Annotated in this window: 12 protein-coding genes; 4 read left to right on the forward strand and 8 right to left on the reverse strand. The window is 72.4% G+C overall.

The window, feature by feature from the left end:
• The first annotated feature begins 112 nt into the window (after nucleotides 1–112).
• Nucleotides 113–946 (forward strand): phosphatase PAP2 family protein, encoded by an 834-nt coding sequence (locus tag ACFV1J_RS34855; protein ID WP_385865027.1) that lies wholly within the window; start codon nucleotides 113–115, stop codon nucleotides 944–946.
• 718 nt (nucleotides 947–1,664) lie between these two features.
• Here ACFV1J_RS34855 and ACFV1J_RS34860 read toward each other — a convergent pair.
• The 4 genes from ACFV1J_RS34860 to ACFV1J_RS34875 form a co-directional block, all read right to left on the reverse strand.
• Nucleotides 1,665–4,742 (reverse strand): bifunctional [glutamine synthetase] adenylyltransferase/[glutamine synthetase]-adenylyl-L-tyrosine phosphorylase, encoded by a 3,078-nt coding sequence (locus tag ACFV1J_RS34860; protein ID WP_385865029.1) that lies wholly within the window; start codon nucleotides 4,740–4,742, stop codon nucleotides 1,665–1,667.
• A gap of 27 nt (nucleotides 4,743–4,769) precedes the next feature.
• A complete protein-coding gene (glnA, locus tag ACFV1J_RS34865; RefSeq protein WP_360951714.1) occupies nucleotides 4,770–6,131 on the reverse strand; it encodes a type I glutamate--ammonia ligase in 1,362 nt (453 codons plus the stop codon).
• A 335-nt stretch (nucleotides 6,132–6,466) separates the two neighbouring features.
• A complete protein-coding gene (locus tag ACFV1J_RS34870) occupies nucleotides 6,467–7,354 on the reverse strand; it encodes an alpha/beta fold hydrolase (protein ID WP_385865033.1) in 888 nt (295 codons plus the stop codon).
• Entirely contained in the window at nucleotides 7,351–7,671 is a 321-nt protein-coding gene (locus ACFV1J_RS34875; protein ID WP_385865036.1) for a hypothetical protein, read from the reverse strand. The genes ACFV1J_RS34870 and ACFV1J_RS34875 overlap by 4 nt, the downstream gene beginning before the upstream one ends.
• Before the next feature lie 436 nt (nucleotides 7,672–8,107).
• Here ACFV1J_RS34875 and ACFV1J_RS34880 point away from each other — a divergent pair, with 436 nt between their 5' ends.
• Together ACFV1J_RS34880 and ACFV1J_RS34885 are read left to right on the forward strand one after the other, a co-directional pair.
• Nucleotides 8,108–10,192, forward strand: coding sequence for a multicopper oxidase domain-containing protein (locus ACFV1J_RS34880; RefSeq protein ID WP_385865038.1), 2,085 nt, complete (start codon nucleotides 8,108–8,110; stop codon nucleotides 10,190–10,192).
• Between the two features lie 112 nt (nucleotides 10,193–10,304).
• Entirely contained in the window at nucleotides 10,305–12,059 is a 1,755-nt protein-coding gene (locus ACFV1J_RS34885; protein WP_385865040.1) for an NAD+ synthase, read from the forward strand.
• A 41-nt stretch (nucleotides 12,060–12,100) separates the two neighbouring features.
• Here ACFV1J_RS34885 and ACFV1J_RS34890 read toward each other — a convergent pair whose 3' ends face one another.
• From ACFV1J_RS34890 to ACFV1J_RS34905, 4 genes are all read right to left on the reverse strand, one after another.
• Nucleotides 12,101–13,327: an MFS transporter gene (locus ACFV1J_RS34890; RefSeq protein ID WP_385865042.1), complete on the reverse strand. Its 1,227-nt coding sequence runs from the start codon at nucleotides 13,325–13,327 to the stop codon at nucleotides 12,101–12,103.
• A 178-nt stretch (nucleotides 13,328–13,505) separates the two neighbouring features.
• A complete protein-coding gene (locus tag ACFV1J_RS34895) occupies nucleotides 13,506–14,510 on the reverse strand; it encodes an endonuclease/exonuclease/phosphatase family protein (protein ID WP_385865055.1) in 1,005 nt (334 codons plus the stop codon).
• A gap of 286 nt (nucleotides 14,511–14,796) precedes the next feature.
• Complete coding sequence (locus ACFV1J_RS34900) at nucleotides 14,797–15,456, reverse strand: TetR/AcrR family transcriptional regulator (RefSeq protein ID WP_385865044.1); 660 nt, start codon at nucleotides 15,454–15,456, stop codon at nucleotides 14,797–14,799.
• Nucleotides 15,453–17,081 (reverse strand): MFS transporter, encoded by a 1,629-nt coding sequence (locus ACFV1J_RS34905; RefSeq protein ID WP_385865046.1) that lies wholly within the window; start codon nucleotides 17,079–17,081, stop codon nucleotides 15,453–15,455. Before ACFV1J_RS34905 ends, ACFV1J_RS34900 begins: the two co-directional genes overlap by 4 nt.
• Nucleotides 17,082–17,310: 229 nt before the next feature.
• Here ACFV1J_RS34905 and panB point away from each other — a divergent pair, with 229 nt between their 5' ends.
• The gene (gene panB, locus ACFV1J_RS34910; protein WP_385865048.1) at nucleotides 17,311–18,171 is read left to right on the forward strand and encodes a 3-methyl-2-oxobutanoate hydroxymethyltransferase; all 861 of its coding nucleotides are present in this window, start codon (nucleotides 17,311–17,313) and stop codon (nucleotides 18,169–18,171) included.
• Nucleotides 18,172–18,471: the final 300 nt, after the last annotated feature.

An 18,471-nucleotide genomic window follows, 5' to 3' on the forward strand; every position in this document is an offset into this window, starting at 1 on the left:
CGCCCCTGAGAACGGCGGGGGCCGCGCGTCCGTCTCAAGTGCGATACGGCGGGTCGAATACCCGACCGAAGGATGATCGGCGACACGCCCCTTTCTGGCAGACTGTCTGCCTATGGGTGATGCGCTGACGAGGACTCTGGACGGCCTGCCGACCACCCCGCCACCCAAGGGGGACCGAGCGGACCCGCCGGTGGAAGAGGGCCGACTGGCCCGCCTGCGCACTCCTCGCGCACCCCGGCTCTGGTTCGAGATCCTGCTGATCGCGGTCAGCTACTGGATCTACTCGATGATCCGCAACGCGGTACCGGAGCAGAAGGCGAAGGCACTGCGGAACGCGGACTGGATCTGGCAGGCCGAGCACTCCCTCGGCATCGCCGTCGAGCACACCGTCAATCATGCGGTGAACTCGGTGACCTGGCTGATCGTGACGATGAACTACTACTACGCGACGCTGCACTTCATCGTCACGATCGGGGTGCTGGTCTGGCTCTACCGCTGGCACCCGGGCCGCTACGCCGCGGCCCGGCTGGCCCTGTTCGCCACCACCGGCGTCGCGCTGATCGGCTACTACTTCTATCCGCTGGCGCCGCCCCGGCTGATGCCGGGCGGCGACTTCATCGACACCCTCATCGACCACGGCACCTGGGGCTCGATGGCGTCCGGCAACCTCGCCTCGATGTCCAACCAGTACGCGGCGATGCCGTCGATGCACATCGGCTGGTCGCTGTGGTGCGGCATCACGATCGCGATGCTCGCGAAGCCGGTATGGGCCAAGGCGCTGGGTCTTCTCTACCCCAGCATGACACTGCTGGTCATCGTCTCGACCGCCAACCACTTCTGGCTGGACGCACTGGGCGGCGTCCTCTGCCTGGGCTTCGGCTTCAGCCTCGCGGGCCTCTGGTTCGGCACGTTGCCGCATCGGCTTGCTCCCCACGTTGCCGTCTGACGTTCCGCTGCGCTTGGCGGCGCCTCCCACGTACCTGTCCGTCCCGCCGTGGTTGTTGCTCGCCGTTGCGCTTTGCGGCGCCTCGTACGTACGGGTCTGCGGCGCCGCGGTGGTTTCTCGCCGTTGCGCTTTGCGGCGCCTCCCACGTACCTGTCTGCGGCGCCGCGGTTGTTTCTCGCCGTTGCGCCTGCGGCGGGCTGGGTTCTGTTGGGTGCGGTGACGGTCCTCCGGGGCCGGTTGTGTGGACTGCTTCGCTTTACGTCCACACAACCGGCCCCTCCGGCCCGTCCCCTCCCGTTGGGGGGAAGTTAAGGACGGTGGGGGCGGGCGTGGGGGGTTCCCTTAAGGGCGGGACCGAACAGATCCCGTAAGGGATACGAGCGCCCCTTGCGGGCCACAACTCGACGAGCCGGGGCGATATTCCCGACACCGCACAACGCGCACAACACGAGACACCGCCCCACCGCCGAACAACAACGCCCACCCCCACTCACCCCTTTCCACCCACCAACGGGAGGGGACAGACCGGAGGACGAAGTCCGTAGGGCTGTCACCGCACCCAAAAACACCACGCCCGCCGCCAGGCGCAACGGCGAGATGACCCGCGGCGGGACAGCCGACAACGTACGCGGCGCCGCAAAGCGCGCAACGGCGAGCGAGCCCCGCGGCGGGACGGCCAAGTACGTACGCGGCGCCGCAAAGCGCAGCGGAACGGTGACTACGTGGGGGCTCCATAGAAGAGTCGTTCGACGACGCTTCTTGCGCGGCGGGTGATGCGGCGGTAGTCGTCGATCATTTCGCCGCTGCGGCCGCTCGCCTCGCCGGGGCGGGAGTTTTCGGAGGGGCGGCGGCTGAGGCCGTCCTCGTAGCCGAGGTAGCGGCCGACCGCGGCGAGTTCGCGGCCGTCGACCGGGAACGTGTCGCCGGGGCGGCCCCGTACGAGCATCACCGCGTTGCGGACCCGGGCCGCCAGGACCCATGCCTCGTCCAGTATCTGGGCGTCCTCCGTGGCGATCAGGCCGGCCGCGTGGGCGGCGGCCAGCGCCTCGCGGGTGCGGGTGGTGCGCAGGCCGGGGACCTCCCAGCCGTGTTGCATCTGGAGCAGCTGGACCGTCCACTCGACGTCGCTCAGGCCGCCGCGGCCCAGTTTGGCGTGAGTGGTGGGGTCCGCGCCGCGGGGCAGTCGTTCGGACTCCATCCGGGCCTTGAGCTTGCGGATCTCGCGCACCGCCTCGTCGCCCAGGCCCTCGGCCGGATAGCGCAGCGGGTCGATCAGTTCGATGAAGCGCCGGCCGAGGTCGGTGTCGCCGGCCACGGGCTCGGCGCGGAGGAGGGCCTGGGACTCCCAGACCAGGGACCAGCGGCGGTAGTAGGCCGCGTAGGAGGCGAGGGTGCGTACGAGCGGGCCGGTGCGGCCCTCCGGGCGGAGATCCGCGTCGATGAGCAACGGCGGGTCGGAGGAGGGGAGTTGGAGCAGCCGGCGCATCTCGTTGGCGACCGCGTGGGCGGCCTTGGCGGCTTCCTGTTCGTCGGCGCCCTCGCGGGGTTCGTGGACGAAGAGGACGTCGGCGTCCGAGCCGTAGCTCAGCTCGTGGCCGCCGAAGCGGCCCATGCCGATCACCGTGAAGCGGGTGGGCAGGGTCTCGCCCCACTGTGCGCGGACCGCGGCGCGCAGCGCACCGGCGAGGGTGGCGGCGTTGAGGTCGGAGAGCGCGGAGCCGACCGCGTCGACGGAGTGGCCGTGGTCGGTGTCGGCGGGGCTGAACTCCGTGCCGTAGGCGCCGATCACGTCGGCCGCGGCGGTGCGGAACATCTCCCGGCGGCGCACCCCGCGGGCCGCCGCGACCGCCGCCTCCGCACCGTCCGCGCGGCCGACCGCGGCCAGCACCTCCTGTTCCAGGGCGGCGCGGGTGCGCGGCTGGAGGCCGTCCGTGGCGCCGAGCAGGGCGACCGCCTCGGGGGCGCGCAGGAGCAGGTCGGGAGCGAGGCGGCCGGCCGACAGGACCCGGGCGAGGTTCTCGGCGGCCGCGCCCTCGTCGCGCAGCAGCCGGAGGTACCAGGGGGTCTTGCCGAGGGCGTCGGAGACCTTGCGGAAGTTGAGCAGTCCGGCGTCCGGGTCGGCGGAGTCCGCGAACCAGGCGAGCAGCACCGGGAGCAGGGTCCGTTGGATGGCGGCCTTACGGGTCACGCCGGAGGCCAGGGCCTCCAGGTGGCGCAGCGCGGCCACCGGGTCGGCGTAGCCGAGTGCCTCGAGGCGGTGGCCGGCGGCCTTGGCCGACAGCCGGGCCTCGCCGGGCTCCAGATGGGCGACGGCATCGAGCAGGGGGCGGTAGAAGAGCTTCTCGTGCAGTCGGCGCACTTCCCTGGCGTGCCACTTCCACTCCCTGCGGAGGGTGTCGACCGGCTCGGTGCGCAGCCCCAACGACCGTGCCAGGCGGCGCAGTTCGCCCTCGTCCTCGGGCATCAGGTGGGTGCGGCGGAGGCGGAAGAGCTGGATGCGGTGTTCGAGGGTGCGCAGGAAGCGGTAGGCGGCGTCCAGGGCGGCGGCGTCCTGACGTCCTACGTACCCGCCGGCCGCGAGGGCGGCCAGCGCGTCCAGGGTGGTGGAGCTGCGCAGGGTGGCGTCGCTGCGGCCGTGCACCAACTGCAGGAGCTGGACGGCGAATTCGACGTCGCGCAGACCGCCGGGGCCGAGCTTGAGTTCACGTTCGACCTGCGCGACGGGGATGTTCTCGACGACCCGGCGGCGCATCTGGCGGACGTCGGAGACGAAGTTGTCGCGTTCGGCCACCTCCCACACCATCGGGGCGAGCGCGTCGACGTACTCCTGGCCGAGGCCGAGGTCGCCGGCCATCGGGCGGGCCTTGAGCAGCGCCTGGAACTCCCAGGTCTTGGCCCAGCGCTGGTAGTAGGCGAGGTGGCTGCTGAGGGTGCGCACCAGTGGGCCGTTGCGGCCCTCGGGGCGCAGGTTGGCGTCGACCGGCCAGATGGTGCCCTCGACGGTGTTGTCCGAACACAGCCGCATCATCCGGGCGGCGAGCCGGGTCGCGGCCTGCAGTGCCTTGGCCTCGTCGACGCCGTCCTTGGCCTCGGCGACGAAGATGACGTCGACGTCGGAGACGTAGTTCAGCTCCCGGCCGCCGCATTTGCCCATGCCGATGACGGCCAGCCGGCACACCGCGGCGTCGCCGGGCGCCTCTTCGTAGGAGATCTGCAGGGCGGCGCGGACGGTGGCGGTGGCCAGGTCGGCGAGTTCCGCGGCGGCCTCGGCGACGTCGGTCGTGCCGCACACGTCGCGGGCGGCGATGCCGAGCAGGGCCCGGCGGTAGGCGGCGCGCAGCGCGTCGGCGCGGGACCGGCCGGTGCCCTGCTCGCCCCAGATGCCCTCGGCGAGGGCCTGCTCGAACTCGGGGGTGGTCGGGTGCAGATCGACCGACTCGTAGGTGACCAGCGACCGCCAGTCGCCGGGGTGGCGGGCGAGGTGGTCGGCGAGCGCCTCGGAGGCGCCCAGCACGCCCAGCAGCCGGTCACGCAGCGGTTTCGCGGCGACGAGGGTGCTCAGCAGCGCCTGGCGCTCGTCCTCCGGCAGCGCCTCCGCCAGCCGGACCAGACCGCGCAGGGCCAGGTCCGGGTCGGCGGTGGCACCGAACGCCTCCAGGAGGACCGAGTCGTCGCGGACGGCGGCGAGTTCGGGAGCGTCCAGCAGTTCCCCGGCCGCCGAGGGGTCGGTGAACCCGTGTTTCAGCAGCCGGGAGAAGGTGCTGCTCCGCCGTCCCTGCGGAGCGGGTAGTGCCATGGTCCAGCCTCTCGGTGGCGCGGTGGCTCAGAGCACGGGCAGCATCTTGCGCAGTTCGAAGGCGGTGACCTCGGAGCGGTACTCCTCCCACTCCTGCTTCTTGTTGCGGAGGAAGAAGTCGAAGACGTGCTCGCCGAGGGTTTCGGCGACGAGTTCGCTGCGCTCCATGAGCTCGATGGCCTCGCCGAGGTTCTGCGGCAGCGGCTCGATGCCCATCGCCCGGCGCTCGGAGTCGGTCAGCGCCCAGACGTCGTCGTCGGCGCCGGCCGGCAGCTCGTAGCCCTCCTCGATGCCCTTGAGGCCGGCGGCGAGCAGGACGGCGTAGGTGAGGTAGGGGTTGGCGCCGGAGTCGATGGAGCGGACCTCGACCCGGGTCGAGCCCATCTTGCCGGGCTTGTACATCGGGACGCGGATCAGCGCGGAGCGGTTGTTGTGGCCCCAGCAGATGTACGACGGGGCCTCGCCGCCGGCGCCGGCGGTGCGGTTGGTGCCGCCCCAGATGCGCTTGTAGGAGTTCACCCACTGGTTGGTGACGGCGGAGATCTCGCCGGCGTGCTTGAGCAGTCCGGCGATGAACGACCGGCCCACCTTGGAGAGTTGGTACTCCGCGCCGGACTCGTGGAAGGCGTTGCGGTCGCCCTCGAAGAGGGAGAGGTGGGTGTGCATGCCGGAGCCGGGGTACTCCGAGAACGGCTTGGGCATGAAGGTCGCCTGGACGCCCTGCTCCAGCGCGACCTGCTTCATGACCAGCCGGAAGGTCATGATGTTGTCGGCGGTGGAGAGCGCGTCGGCGTAGCGCAGGTCGATCTCCTGCTGGCCGGGGGCGCCCTCGTGGTGGCTGAACTCCACCGAGATGCCCATCGACTCCAGCATGGTGATCGCCTGGCGGCGGAAGTCCATGCCGACGTTCTGCGGGGTGTGGTCGAAGTAGCCGGAGGAGTCGCCGGGGATCGGCCGGGAGCCGTCCACGGGCTTGTCCTTGAGCAGGAAGAACTCGATCTCGGGGTGGGTGTAGAAGGTGAAGCCGAGGTCGGAGGTCTTCGCCAGGATCCGCTTGAGGACGTACCGGGGGTCGGCGTACGAGGGCGAGCCGTCGGGCATCAGGATGTCGCAGAACATCCGGGCGGTGCCGGGGGCCTCGGCGCGCCAGGGCAGGATCTGGAAGGTGCCGGGGTCCGGCTTGGCGATCATGTCGGATTCGTACACCCGGGCGAACCCTTCGATGGCCGACCCGTCGAAACCGATGCCCTCGTCGAAGGCCTGCTCCAGCTCGGCGGGCGCCACCGCCACCGACTTGAGGAACCCGAGCACATCGGTGAACCACAGCCGGACGAAGCGGATGTCGCGCTCTTCCAGCGTCCGGAGCACAAACTCCTGCTGCTTGTCCATGGGTCACCAATCCTTGCAGGTCAATCGGCCTGTCCACGTACGTCGAACGACGTGCGTGGCAACCAGTATCACGTGAGGGGGTTACCGTCACATTACGCACCCTTGGCCTGAACCAGAACCGCCGACCCGTAACCCCCGTTCCGCTCCCTTCCCGCATCCTTTCCCGCGGCGAGCAAGCTCAGCGCGGCCGGCGGCGGCAATCGGGCCGCTTGGTCCACTCTTGAAGCCGCCCTGAAGGGCCGTTGACCAGCCGTTGAGGGGGCCGTTCCGCACCGGTCGCCGACGGTTCCGGGTGGTGCGCGAGGGGTGATCGCGCGGGGAGGGCCGCGGGGGATCTACGGGAGCCGGGTGACGTCCCGGCCGGTGTCGGTGAGGTCCAGGACCGCGCGGGCCACGGATTCCGGGACGTCGGCCATCACCAGGTGACCCGCGGGCGCGGCGACCGCGAACCGTCCGCCGAGTTCGGCGGCGAGCGCCCGCTGCCGCTCCAGCCAGCGCAGCCGTCCGGCGGTCTCGCTGCCGTCGTAGGCCGCGAGGACGGTCACCGGGACGGACGGCATCGGGCGGTCCCGGCGCAGGGCGACGAGGTCGGCGGCCTGGTAGGGGTAGGTGGCGTTCTCCAGGACGCAGGCCCGGGCGACCCGGCTGGTGCGGTAGCCGGCCCGCTCCCAGGGGTGCGGCGGATGGCTGCCGACCGTGGAGGCACGGCCCACCAGGCGGCGGGCGACCGGGCCCAGGGCGCGCGGCAGACCGGCCGCCGACAGCGCCCCGGCCACGCCGCCCGCCCAGGCCGTCCGCACCGCACGCGGCAGCCGGGGCCGTGGGTCCTCCTCGATGCTGCCGTCGACGAGGACGACTCCGTCGCAGCGGTCCGGGTGCAGCCGGGCGAACGCCTCGGCGTGGAACCCGGCGAGGGAGTGGCCGACGACGGTGGCCGGTCCGTCGTGGCCGAGCCCGTCGAGGAGCCGGGCGATCCGGTCCGCCTCGGCGGCCAGGGCGGGCGGCGCGGGGGCCGGGGCACTGAGCCCGAGGCCGGGGCGGTCGAAGCGGACGACGGTGCGGTACGGGGCGAGCAGTGCGGCGACCGCGTCCCAGTCGAACCACGCCATGCCGAGGCCGCCGCTGAGTACGCACAGCGGGCCGGTGCCCTCCGTCACGACGTGCAGCGGCACCCCGTCGACGCGCACGAACCGGCCGGGGGTGGGGAGGCGGTGGCTGCTCATCGGTGGGGGATCTCCTTCACCTCGGTGACGGGTTCGGTGCGGACCGCCCGGTCGTGCCGGGCCACGCGGAGTGCGAGCAGCACCGGGGAGAGCGCGATCAGCAGGAGCGGCCGGTCGGCGGCGGCGAGTTCGCTGACGTGGGCGCGTACCGGATCGGGGCCGGTGGTGAGCACCGGTTCCAGGACCCGGGCGGTGCAGGCGGCGGCGCCGAGCAACAGCAGGACGGCGGCCATCCGGCGGCGGCGCGCGGTAGCGGCGGCGGGAGGACGGGTACCGGTCACGGACATCCAGGTGCTCGGGCGGAACCGGCCGGCCATACGGGGGTCCCCGGCCGCGCCGGAGGTGCCCCGGGGCCCGCCGGTGGGGCGGGAAGGCCAAGGATAGGCGGGCGACGCCCCGTTCGGCGGCGCTGCGGTGGAGGGTCATACCCCTCGGGGGTAGGGTGCGAACCGGCGGCGCCCTCCGGTGTCCGCCACCCTCGTCGGGAGGTCCGCAATGCGTGCACAGGGCACGGCCGCCGCCGCTTGGTGCGGCCCGCTGCCGCGGTGCACGGGGCCGGTACGCGCGGGTCTGCTGTCCGTCCGGTGGCCGATATCTGCGCCGCCGCGTCACATACTCCTCACCCCCTCGTCGGTGCCGCGCGCCCGGTAGCGCGCCCCGCCACCGACGTCCCCGGAGTTCGCGGCGGAACCCCGCCAGCCGACCCGCAGCCGACCTTGCTCCCACCCACACCGTTTCGAGGTGCTCTCTTCCATGCACGAATCGCAGCGCCCTGCCCTGCACGATGACCCGACCGGTGACCTGTCCGACGGCCCCTCGGACGGCCCGTCGGAAGGCCCGTCGGAAGGCCCCTCGGGCGTACGGCCGGAAGACCGGTCAGAAGGCCCGTCGGAAGGCCGGTCCGAAGGCCGGTCCGAAGCGCCGGGTGATGCCCGGCCCGCCGCTTCGCGCACGCCCTCGCGGCGCGCCCTGCTCGGTGCGGGGGCCGCGGTCGCCGGCAGCGGGCTGCTGGCCGCCTGCGGTGCGTCGGACACCGCTTCCGGCCCGGACGTCAAGGCCCGTCCGTACGGCCCCCACCCCTCCCGCCGGCCCCCCGAGTCCCCCGGCTCGCACGGCTACCACGGCTCCCCCGGCAGCCCGCGACCTCATGGCACCCACAAGGACCATGACGGGCACGGCTCCCACGATTCCCATGGCACGCATGACGCCCATGGCACCCACGGCTCCCACGGCGGCGGTGGCTCCAGCGGGAAGCCCCCGCGGGGCTATGTGGTCCCGGGCGGCCGCGAGGTGGCCGACTGCGAACGCAGGCGCGGCTCGGGACCCACCCGGCACTTCACCCTGACCGCCGCGCCGACCCGGCTGGAGCTCGGCGGCGGCCGGACCGTCAGGACCTGGGCGTACGGCGATGAGCTGCCGGGCAAGGAGATCCGGGTCACCGCGGGCGAGCGGATCGCGCTGACCCTCCACAACCACCTGCCGCAGTCCACCACCCTCCACTGGCACGGGCTGCACGTGCGCAACGACATGGACGGCGTCCCGGACCTCACCCAGCGGGCCTGCCGGCCCGGCGGCTCCTACGACTACCGCCTGATGGTCACCCAGCCCGGTACGCACTGGCTGCATCCGCACGTCGGCGTGCAGCTGGACCGCGGGCTGTACGCGCCGCTGATCGTCGAGGACCCCCGGGAACCGCTCTCGTACGACCGGGAGTGGGTCGTCCTGATCGACGACTGGATCGACGGGATCGACGGCCACACCCCGGACGCGGTCCTGGCCGGCTTCCTCAAGCGCGCGGGCCGGCACGGCGGCGGTATGGGCCACATGGGCGCCATGGGCATGGGCATGGGGGACGACGGGAAGGGCGGCGGCGGGACCGACACCCGCGGCGGCCACGACGACCACGGACACGACGAGCACGACGAGCACGATGAGCACGACGACCGGCACGACCGCCGGCACGGGCGCCACAAGGGAGACCACGAGCGCCACCACGGCCACCACCACGGATCGTCGCGGCGGCCGTTCGGCGGGCGGCGGCGGCTCTGGGGCGACCCGGGCTCGGTGGACCACCCGCTGCACCTCATCAACGGCCGTACCGCCCGGCATCCACACACCTTCCGTGCCCGGCCCGGCGACCGGATCCGGATCCGGATCATCAACGCGGGCGGGGACACGTCGTACCGGGTCGCGCTGGGCGGCCACCGGATGACCGTGACCCACACCGACGGCTTCCCCGTACGGCACGCCAAGACGGACGCGCTGCTGCTCGGCGTGGGCGAGCGCTATGACGTCCTGGTCACCGCCAAGGACGGCGCGTTCCCGCTGACCGCGCTCGCCGAGGGCAAGCGGAACCGTTCCGCGCTGGCGGTGCTGCGGACCGGGAGCGGCGCCGCGCCCGGCCCGTCCGACCGGCCCGAGGAACTGCGCGGCAGGCTGATGACCGCGGACCGCCTGAAGGCGGCCCCCTCCGCACGGCTCACCTCGCGCCGCCCCGACCGCGTCATCGACATGACCCTCACCGGCAACATGGCCCGCTACAACTGGGCGATCAACGGCCGGCCGTACACCCCGTACCAGCGCTATCCGGTGCGGGAAGGTGAGCGGGTGCGGATCGTCTTCCGCAACCACACCCGGATGTGGCATCCGATGCATCTGCACGGGCACCACTTCGCGCTGCCGCACGGCGGGCCCCGGAAGGACACCACGATCATGCTGCCGGGGCGGCGGCTCGCGGTCGATTTCGACGCCGACAACCCGGGGCTGTGGATGGTCCACTGCCACAACATCTACCACTCGGAGTCGGGGATGATGACGATCCTGGGCTACCGCTCGTAGGGCACGGACGGGCGGCCGGTGCCCGACCCCCGGACGCCGGCCCGGCTCCCTCCACCCGCCTCTTCCGCCCCTCTCCCCCACATTGCGTCAGAAAGACGATTACACTGGCGGGGTGCCTCAACTCCGCCTCGCCCTCAATCAGATCGATTCCTGCGTCGGCGACCTCGCGCAGAACGCCGAGACGATCGTGCGCTGGACCCGGCACGCCGCCGACCAGGGCGCCCACCTCGTCGCGTTCCCCGAGATGGCGCTCACCGGCTACCCCGTCGAGGACCTGGCGCTGCGCCCGTCGTTCGTCGAGGCGAGCCGGGCCGCGCTGCGGGCGCTGGCCGGCCGGCTGGCCGACGAGGGGCTGGGCGAACTCCCCGTCGTCGTCGGCTATCTCGACCGCTGCGAGCAGGACCGGCCGCGCTACGGACGCCCGGCCGGCGCCCCGCAGAACGCCGCCGCGGTGCTGCACCGCGGCGCGGTCGCGCTCTCCTTCGCCAAGCACCACCTGCCCAACTACGGCGTCTTCGACGAGTTCCGCTACTTCGTGCCCGGCGACACGCTGCCCGTCGTCCGGCTGCACGGCATCGACATCGCGCTGGCCATCTGCGAGGACCTGTGGCAGGACGGCGGCCGGGTGCCGGCGACCCGCAGTGCGGGGGCCGGGCTGCTGCTGTCCGTCAACGCCTCCCCGTACGAGCGGGACAAGGACGACACCCGGCTGGAGCTGGTGCGCAAGCGGGCGCAGGAGGCCGGCTGCACCACGGCCTACCTCGCCATGATCGGCGCCCAGGACGAGCTGGTCTTCGACGGCGACTCGATCGTGGTGGACAAGGACGGCGGGGTGATCGCGCGGGCGCCGCAGTTCGCGGAGGGCTGTGTGCTGGTCGACCTGGACCTGCCCGCGGCGGCGCCGGAGCCGCCGGCCGGCGTCCTGGACGACGGGCTGCGCGTGGACCACCTCGTGCTCTCCGCCGACCCGCTGCCGGCGTACCCGCCCGAGAGCCCCGGCGGGGAGGCCGAGCGCCTCGTCGACCTGGAGGAGATCTACACCGCGCTGGTCGTCGGCCTGCGCGCGTACGTCGCCAAGAACGGCTTCTCGAGCGTCGTGGTCGGCCTCTCCGGGGGCATCGACTCGGCGCTGGTCGCCACCCTCGCCTGTGACGCGCTGGGTGCCGCGCACGTCCACGCGGTGGCGATGCCGTCGCGCTACTCCTCCGAGCACTCGCTCACCGACGCGGCCGAGCTCGCCCGCCGGACCGGGCTGGCGTTCCGTACCGTCCCGATCGGGCCGATGTTCGACGCCTACATGGACTCGCTCGGTCTCTCCGGTCTCGCGGAGGAGAACCTCCAGTCCCGGCTGCGCGGTACGACCCTGATGGCGATCTCCAACCAGGAGGGCCACCTGGTCCTCGCCCCCGGCAACAAGTCCGAGCTGGCCTGCGGCTATTCGACGCTCTACGGGGACTCGGTGGGCGGCTACGGCCCCATCAAGGACGTCTACAAGTCCGTGGTCTACGAGCTGGCCCGCTGGCGCAACCAGGCCGCCGCGGACCGCGGCCGGACCCCGCCGATCCCGGAACACACCCTCACCAAGCCGCCGAGCGCGGAGCTCCGCCCCGGCCAGGTCGACACCGACTCACTGCCCGACTACGACGTCCTGGACGGGATCCTGGAGCTCTACGTCGACCGGGACCGCGGCCACGCCGACATCGTCGCCCAGGGCTATGACGCCGCGCTGGTCACCCGGGTGCTGCGGATGGTGGACCACGCCGAGTACAAGCGCCGGCAGTACCCGCCGGGCCCCAAGATCTCCGCCAAGGGCTTCGGCAAGGACCGCCGGCTGCCGATCACCAACCACTGGCGCGAGGGCCGCTGAGGGCCCGCGCGGCGGCCGGTCATCCCCATCCGGCCGGCCGGTTACGACCCGCCGCCGGTCCGGGCGGCCGCTGCGGCCGGGGTCGGGGCGCCGTCGCTGCGGGCCACGATGCGCGAGGGGTCGTGCGGGGCCCGGTCCAGCAGGCCGGCGGTCACCGCGACGGCCAGGCCGAGGGCGGCCAGGACGGCGCCGACCAGGGCCGGGGAGGTCCAGCCCCAGCCGGCCGCGAGGGCCAGTCCGCCGACCCAGGCGCCGCCCGCGTTGGCGAGGTTGAAGGCGGACTGGTTGGAGGCGGCGGCCAGGGTGGGGGCCTGGTGGGCCTTGTTCATGACCAGCATCTGGAGGGGTGTGGTGGTCAGGAAGCCGATCGCGCCGACGAGGACGACGGTGACCATGGCCGCCCACGCCACCGGGGCGGTGAAGTGCAGGGCCGCAAGGACCAGGGCCAGCGCCGCCAGGGAACCGTAGAGGGTGGGGCGCAGCGCGCGGTCGGTGAGCGGGCCGGCCGCGAGCGCGCCGAGGGTCATGCCGATGCCGAAGAGGGCGAGCACGAGCGGGACCGAGCCCTCGGCGAGGCCGGTGACCTCGGTCATCATCGAGGCCAGATAGCTGTAGACGGCGAAGATGCCGGCGAAGCCGAAGACCGTGGTCAGCAGGCCGAGGAGGACCTGGCGGTCGCCGAGCGCACGCAGTTCGCGGGCCAGGCCGGTGCGTTCCTCGGCGGGCAGCGGCGGGATCAGCCGGGCCAGCGAGGCCATGGCGATCAGCCCGATGGCGGCCACGATGAGGAAGGTGGCGCGCCAGCCGAGCCGCTGGCCGAGGAGGGTGGCGGCGGGCACGCCGACGATGTTGGCGATGGTCAGGCCGAGGAACATGGTGGCCACCGCGCGGGCCTGGCGGCCCTCGCGGACGAGCCGGGCGGCGACCACCGCGCCGACGCCGAAGAAGGCGCCGTGCGGAAGACCGGCCAGCAGCCGGCCGGCGATCAGCAGCCCGAAGGTGGGGGCGAGCGCGGAGGCCAGGTTGCCGACCGTGAAGACGGCCATGAGCAGGACGAGCATCCGCCTGCGCGGGATGCGGGAGCCGAGGGCGGTCAGCAGCGGGGCGCCGATGACGACGCCGAGGGCGTAGGCGGAGACGAGGTAGCCGGCGGTGGGCACCGAGGTGCCGAGGTCGTCCGCGACGTTGGGCAGCAGGCCCATCATCACGAATTCCGTGGTGCCGATACCGAAGGCCGAGATCGCGAGGGCGAGCAGAGCCAAGGGCATGGGAGGCCTTTCGGGGACGGGTTCCGTGCGTGCGGGGAGCGGGAGACGCGGCCGTGCGTCCTGCCGGGCCGGCAGGACGCACGGACTACTACGGTCTCTTAAGTTCGCTTACGGAACAAAGTCTCCCAGGCCCAGTATTCCAGCGGGGGAACGGGACGTTACGGGGCCGCGTCGACCGTCAGATCTTGACCGAGGCCGCGACCGGGAGGTGGTCACTGCCGGTCGAGGGCATCACCCACGCCTTGACCGGGTCCATGCCCTTCATCATGATCTGGTCGATCCGGGCCATCGGGAAGGCGGCCGGCCAGCTGAAGCCGAAGCCGTCGCCGGCGGCGCCCTGGGCGGAGCGCATCTGCGAGGTGACCGGGGCCAGCGAGCGGTCGTTCATGGTGCCGTTGAGGTCGCCGAGCAGCATGACCTTCTTGACCGGGTCGGCGGCGATCGCCTCGCCCAGCGCCTCGGCGCTGCCGTCGCGCTGGTTGGCGGTGAAGCCGGCCTCGACCTTGACCCGGACCGACGGCAGGTGGGCGACGTAGACGCCGAACTGCCGGCCGTCGGTGGCGGTGACGGTGGCGCGCAGCGCGCGGACCCAGCCCATCTTGATGTCCACCGGCCGGGCGTCGCTCAGCGGCAGCTTGCTCCAGAGGCCGACCGTGCCCTGGACGGTGTGGTACGGGTACGCCTTCGCCAGCCCCTTCCGGTACGTGGGCAGGGCGTTGCCGGTCAGCTCCTCCAGGGCGACGACGTCCGCGCCGGAGTCCACGATGTCCCGGGCGGTGGCCGCCGGGTCCGGGTTGTCGGCGTTGACGTTGTGGGTGACGACGGTGACGTTGCCGCCGGTGCCGGCCTTGTCCGTGAGCTGGCCGGCGAAGAGGTTCACCCAGGCGAAGACCGGCAGGACCAGGGCGACCAGGGCGGTCGCGGAGCGGCGCAGGACCGCGGCGAGCAGCAGCAGCGCGATGCCCAGGCCGAGCCACGGCAGGAAGGTCTCCAGCAGGCTGCCCAGGTTCCCCACGTCGTTGGGCACCCGGGCGTGCAGGAACATCAGCAGTCCGAGTACGACCGCCAGCACCGCGAGCACGATGCCGCGCCGCCACATCCCGTCCGGGCGCCACCAGTTCCGCAGGCGTCCGGCCCGGGAAACGGCACCCTCGGGACCCCGCCCCTGCTCCGGCTCCGTCATGTATGCCTGCGCCATTCCGCTGTCCTCACTGCCTTGCTCCGGTGCTGTCACCCGTGATCACCGACCCTAGGTGATGGCCGTAATGCGGTTTCTTAGATTCGCGCCGGGCCGTGCCGCGCGCTCTTCGGAGGTGAGGACGGTGGTGTCGCGGGGCGGGGTTCCGGTCATGGGGTCCGTGACCACGGCTGTGACAGAACGGGCACGGTCCGGTCATATGGCGCGGGCTTTCCGGGGCCCGGACGACCCTGGGGACGGCCCCGGACACCACCCCTCGGCCCGGGACCGCTCAGCCCGCCGCGGCCTGCGGGCGGGGACGTACGCCGTCGAGGACCATGTCGACGATGTCCTCGGCCAGCCCCTCGGGCAGGTCCTTCCACTGGTGGAGGACCACCCGCGACAGCATCGGGCCGACGAAGAGGTCGGCGAGGGTGTCGACGGGGCGGTCGGTGCGGATCTCCCCGTTGGCCATGCCGCGGCGGAGCACGGCGAGCAGCGCGTCGTTGCGGGCCCGGACGACCGTGCGGTGGTACTCGTCCCACAGCTCCGGGTGCGCCTGGACGTGGCTGACGACGGTGCGCAGCAGCGCGGAGTCCCGTTTGGCCAGGCCGCGGCGGCGGAGGAATTCCAGCAGGGAGACCAGGTCGTCGCGGACCGAGTCGCCGTCGAGCGGCGGGAGCGGGGCGTCCAGGGACCGCATGACGTCCAGCATCAGCGCGTCCTTGCCGGGCCAGCGGCGGTAGACCGTGGCCTTGCCGACGCCGGCCTCACGGGCGATCCCTTCCATGGACAGCTCGCCTATGGACGCACCGTTCTCGATCAGGCGGAGCACGGCCTCGATGATGGCGGAGTCGGCCGCGGCGCTGCGCGGCCGGCCGCGGCGCTCCGGGGCCACCGGGTCCGGCCCCGCCCCGGCCGCCGCCGCGGGCTCCCGTGCCGCCCCGCTCATCGCGCTGCGCCCGCCTTCCGTTCGTCGTGCGGCTCCGCGGACCGCGGCGCCGGTCCCATTTTGCCCGGCAGGAAGGCCAGCACGACCAGGGCGCCGACGGCCGAGACGGTGGCCGAACCGAGGGCGGTGATGTGCATGGCGTGGATGAAGGCGTCGTTCGCGGCGGTGACCAGCGGCCGGCCCGGAGCGCCCATCCGGTCCGCGAGGCCGAGGGTGGCCTCGATCGACTCACCGGCCGCGTGCCGGGCGCCGGGCGACAGTCCGGGCACGGCGTCGAGGACGCCCTGGATGCGGTCCCGGTAGCTCGTGGACAGCAGCGAGCCCAGCACGGCGACGCCGAGGGTGCCGCCGACCTGCCGGAAGACGTTGTTGAGCGCCGAGCCGGAGCCGGCCTTCTCGCGGGGCAGCGACTGCATGATCGAGACGGTGACCGGCGGCATGATGTGCGCCATGCCGGCGCCCTGCAGGAAGAACAGCGCCTCCATCACCCAGATCGGGGTGTCGGCGTCCAGCAGCAGCAGGCCCAGCATGGTGTCGGCCACCACGAACATGCTGAACGTGCACACCGCGCGGGCGCCGTAGCGGTCCACGGCCAGCCGGGCCCGCGGCGCGAAGATCATCTGGGCGGCGGCCAGCGGCAGGAGCAGCAGGCCGGCCTGGAGCGGGGTGAAGCCGCGCACGCTCTGCACGTAGAAGACGATGAAGAACGTGACGCCCATCAGGGAGAAGAAGACCAGGGCGATGGCGGCGATCGCGGCGGAGAACGCGGGCTTGCGGAAGTAGTTGATGTCGATGGACGGGTGGTCGCTGCGCTTCTGGTGCACGACGAACGCGGCGAGCACCACCAGGCCGGCCACGACCGTGCCGATCACCTGCGGTTCGGTGAAGTCGGCGAGCTGGCCGCCCTTGATGATCCCGTAGACCAGCAGGACCAGCCCCACGACGGAGAGCAGCACGCCGAGCGGATCGAGCCGGCCGGGGCTGGGGTCCTTGGAGTCGGGCACCAGGATCAGCATGGCGGTCAGCGCGATCAGCACGATGGGCACGTTGACCAGGAAGACCGAGCCCCACCAGAACTGGTTCAGCAGCAGCCCGCCGGCGATCGGCCCGATCGCGATGGCCAGGCCGACCCCACCGGCCCAGATGCCGATCGCCTTGGGCTGCTCCTCGCGCTCGAAGACGTTCATGAGGATGGCGAGGGTGGCCGGCATGACGAAGGCGCCGCCCAGCCCCATGAGCGCACGGAAGGCGATCAGCTGGGTCGGCGAGCCGGCGAACGCGGCGAGCACCGAGCCGGTGCCGAACACCGCCAGGCCGAAGAGCAGCGTCTTCTTGCGGCCCAGCCGGTCACCGAGCAGGCCGGCGGTGAACAGCAGCCCGGCGAAGACCAGCGTGTAGGCGTTGATCGCCCATTCCAGTTCGCTCTGGGTGGCACCGAGGCCGTGCGGGGCCGGTGTGGCGATCGTCTTCATGGCGACGTTGAGGATGGAGTTGTCCAGCACCACGATCAGCAGGCTGAGCATGAGGGTGGACAGGATCACCCAGCGTCGCCGGTGCACGCGGTCGGGGACCTGCCGGGCGGGCGGGCCGCCCGGTGCGGTCGGTGGGGTCGATGAGGTGGCCATGCCGACACCCTACGCTTTTCGATACGAGTCCGTTCCGTATTGATAAGGGAAACCGGATCCGCGGCCGGATTCCCCGGCGGGGCGGCCGTACGTCCCACTCTCCCGCGGTTGTGCCGTTCCGGCTCCCGGTGCGCCCTCCCTTTTCCTTTGTGTCGGCGGCATGCCAGCATGGTGGGGAGTCCGGGGACACCGTCAGGGTGCCTCGAGATGACGAACAGGAGCCGTCACCATGACGCAGCCTTCGCCTGCCCAGAAGCCGGTGCCCAAGTCCCTCTACGGCGGAACGAGCTCGCGCCGGATCACCGTGCGCGACATCGCCGCCGCCAAGGAGCGCGGCGAGAAGTGGCCGATGCTCACCGCCTACGACGCGATGACCGCCTCCGTCTTCGACGAGGCCGGCATCCCGGTCCTGCTCGTCGGCGACTCGATGGGCAACTGTCACCTCGGTTACGAGTCCACCGTGCCGGTCACGATGGACGAGATCACGATCCTGTCCGCGGCGGTCGTCCGGGGCACCAAGCGCTCCCTCGTCGTCGCGGACCTGCCGTTCGGCTCGTACCAGGAAGGGCCGGTCCAGGCCCTGCGCAACGCCACCCGGCTGGTGAAGGAGGCCGGCGTCGGCGCGGTCAAGCTGGAGGGCGGCGAGCGCTCCGCGGACCAGGTGGAGCTGCTGGTCTCCTCCGGCATCCCGGTGATGGCGCACGTCGGGCTGACCCCGCAGTCGGTGCATGCCTTCGGCGGCTACCCGGTCCAGGGCCGCGGCGAGGAGGCCGCCCAGCAGCTGCTGCGGGACGCCAAGTCGGTACAGGACGCGGGCGCGTTCGCGGTCGTCCTGGAGGCGGTACCCGCCGAACTGGCCGCCGAGGTCACCCGCTCCCTGCACATCCCCACCGTCGGCATCGGCGCCGGCCTGGAGTGCGACGCGCAGGTCCTGGTATGGACCGACATGGCCGGCATGACCGCGGGCCGCGTCCCCAAGTTCGTCAAGAAGTACCTGGAAATGCGCGAACTGCTGGGCGGCGCGGCCAAGGCCTTCGCCGAGGAGGTCGTGGGGGGCACGTTCCCGGGGGCGGAGCACACGTTCCACTGAGCCGCCCACGTTTTTGTCTGCGGCGCCGTTCCGCTGCGCTTGGCGGCGCCGCCCACGTACCTGTCTGCGGCGCCGCGGGGCGTCTCGCCGTTCCGCTGCGCTTGGCGGCGCCGCCCACGTTTTTGTCTGCGGCGCCGCGGTTGTTTCTCGCCGTTGCGCGCTTTGCGTCGCCGCCCACGTACCTGTCTGCGGCGCCGCGGTTGTTTCTCGCCGTTGCGCCTGCGGCGGGCTGGGTGGTGTCGGGTGCGGTGACGGACCTCCGGGGCCGGTTGTGTGGACTGCTTCGCTTTAAGTCCACAC

Origin of the sequence: Streptomyces sp. NPDC059649, assembly GCF_042734445.1 — a bacterium.
Classification (GTDB): Bacteria; Actinomycetota; Actinomycetes; order Streptomycetales; family Streptomycetaceae; genus Streptomyces.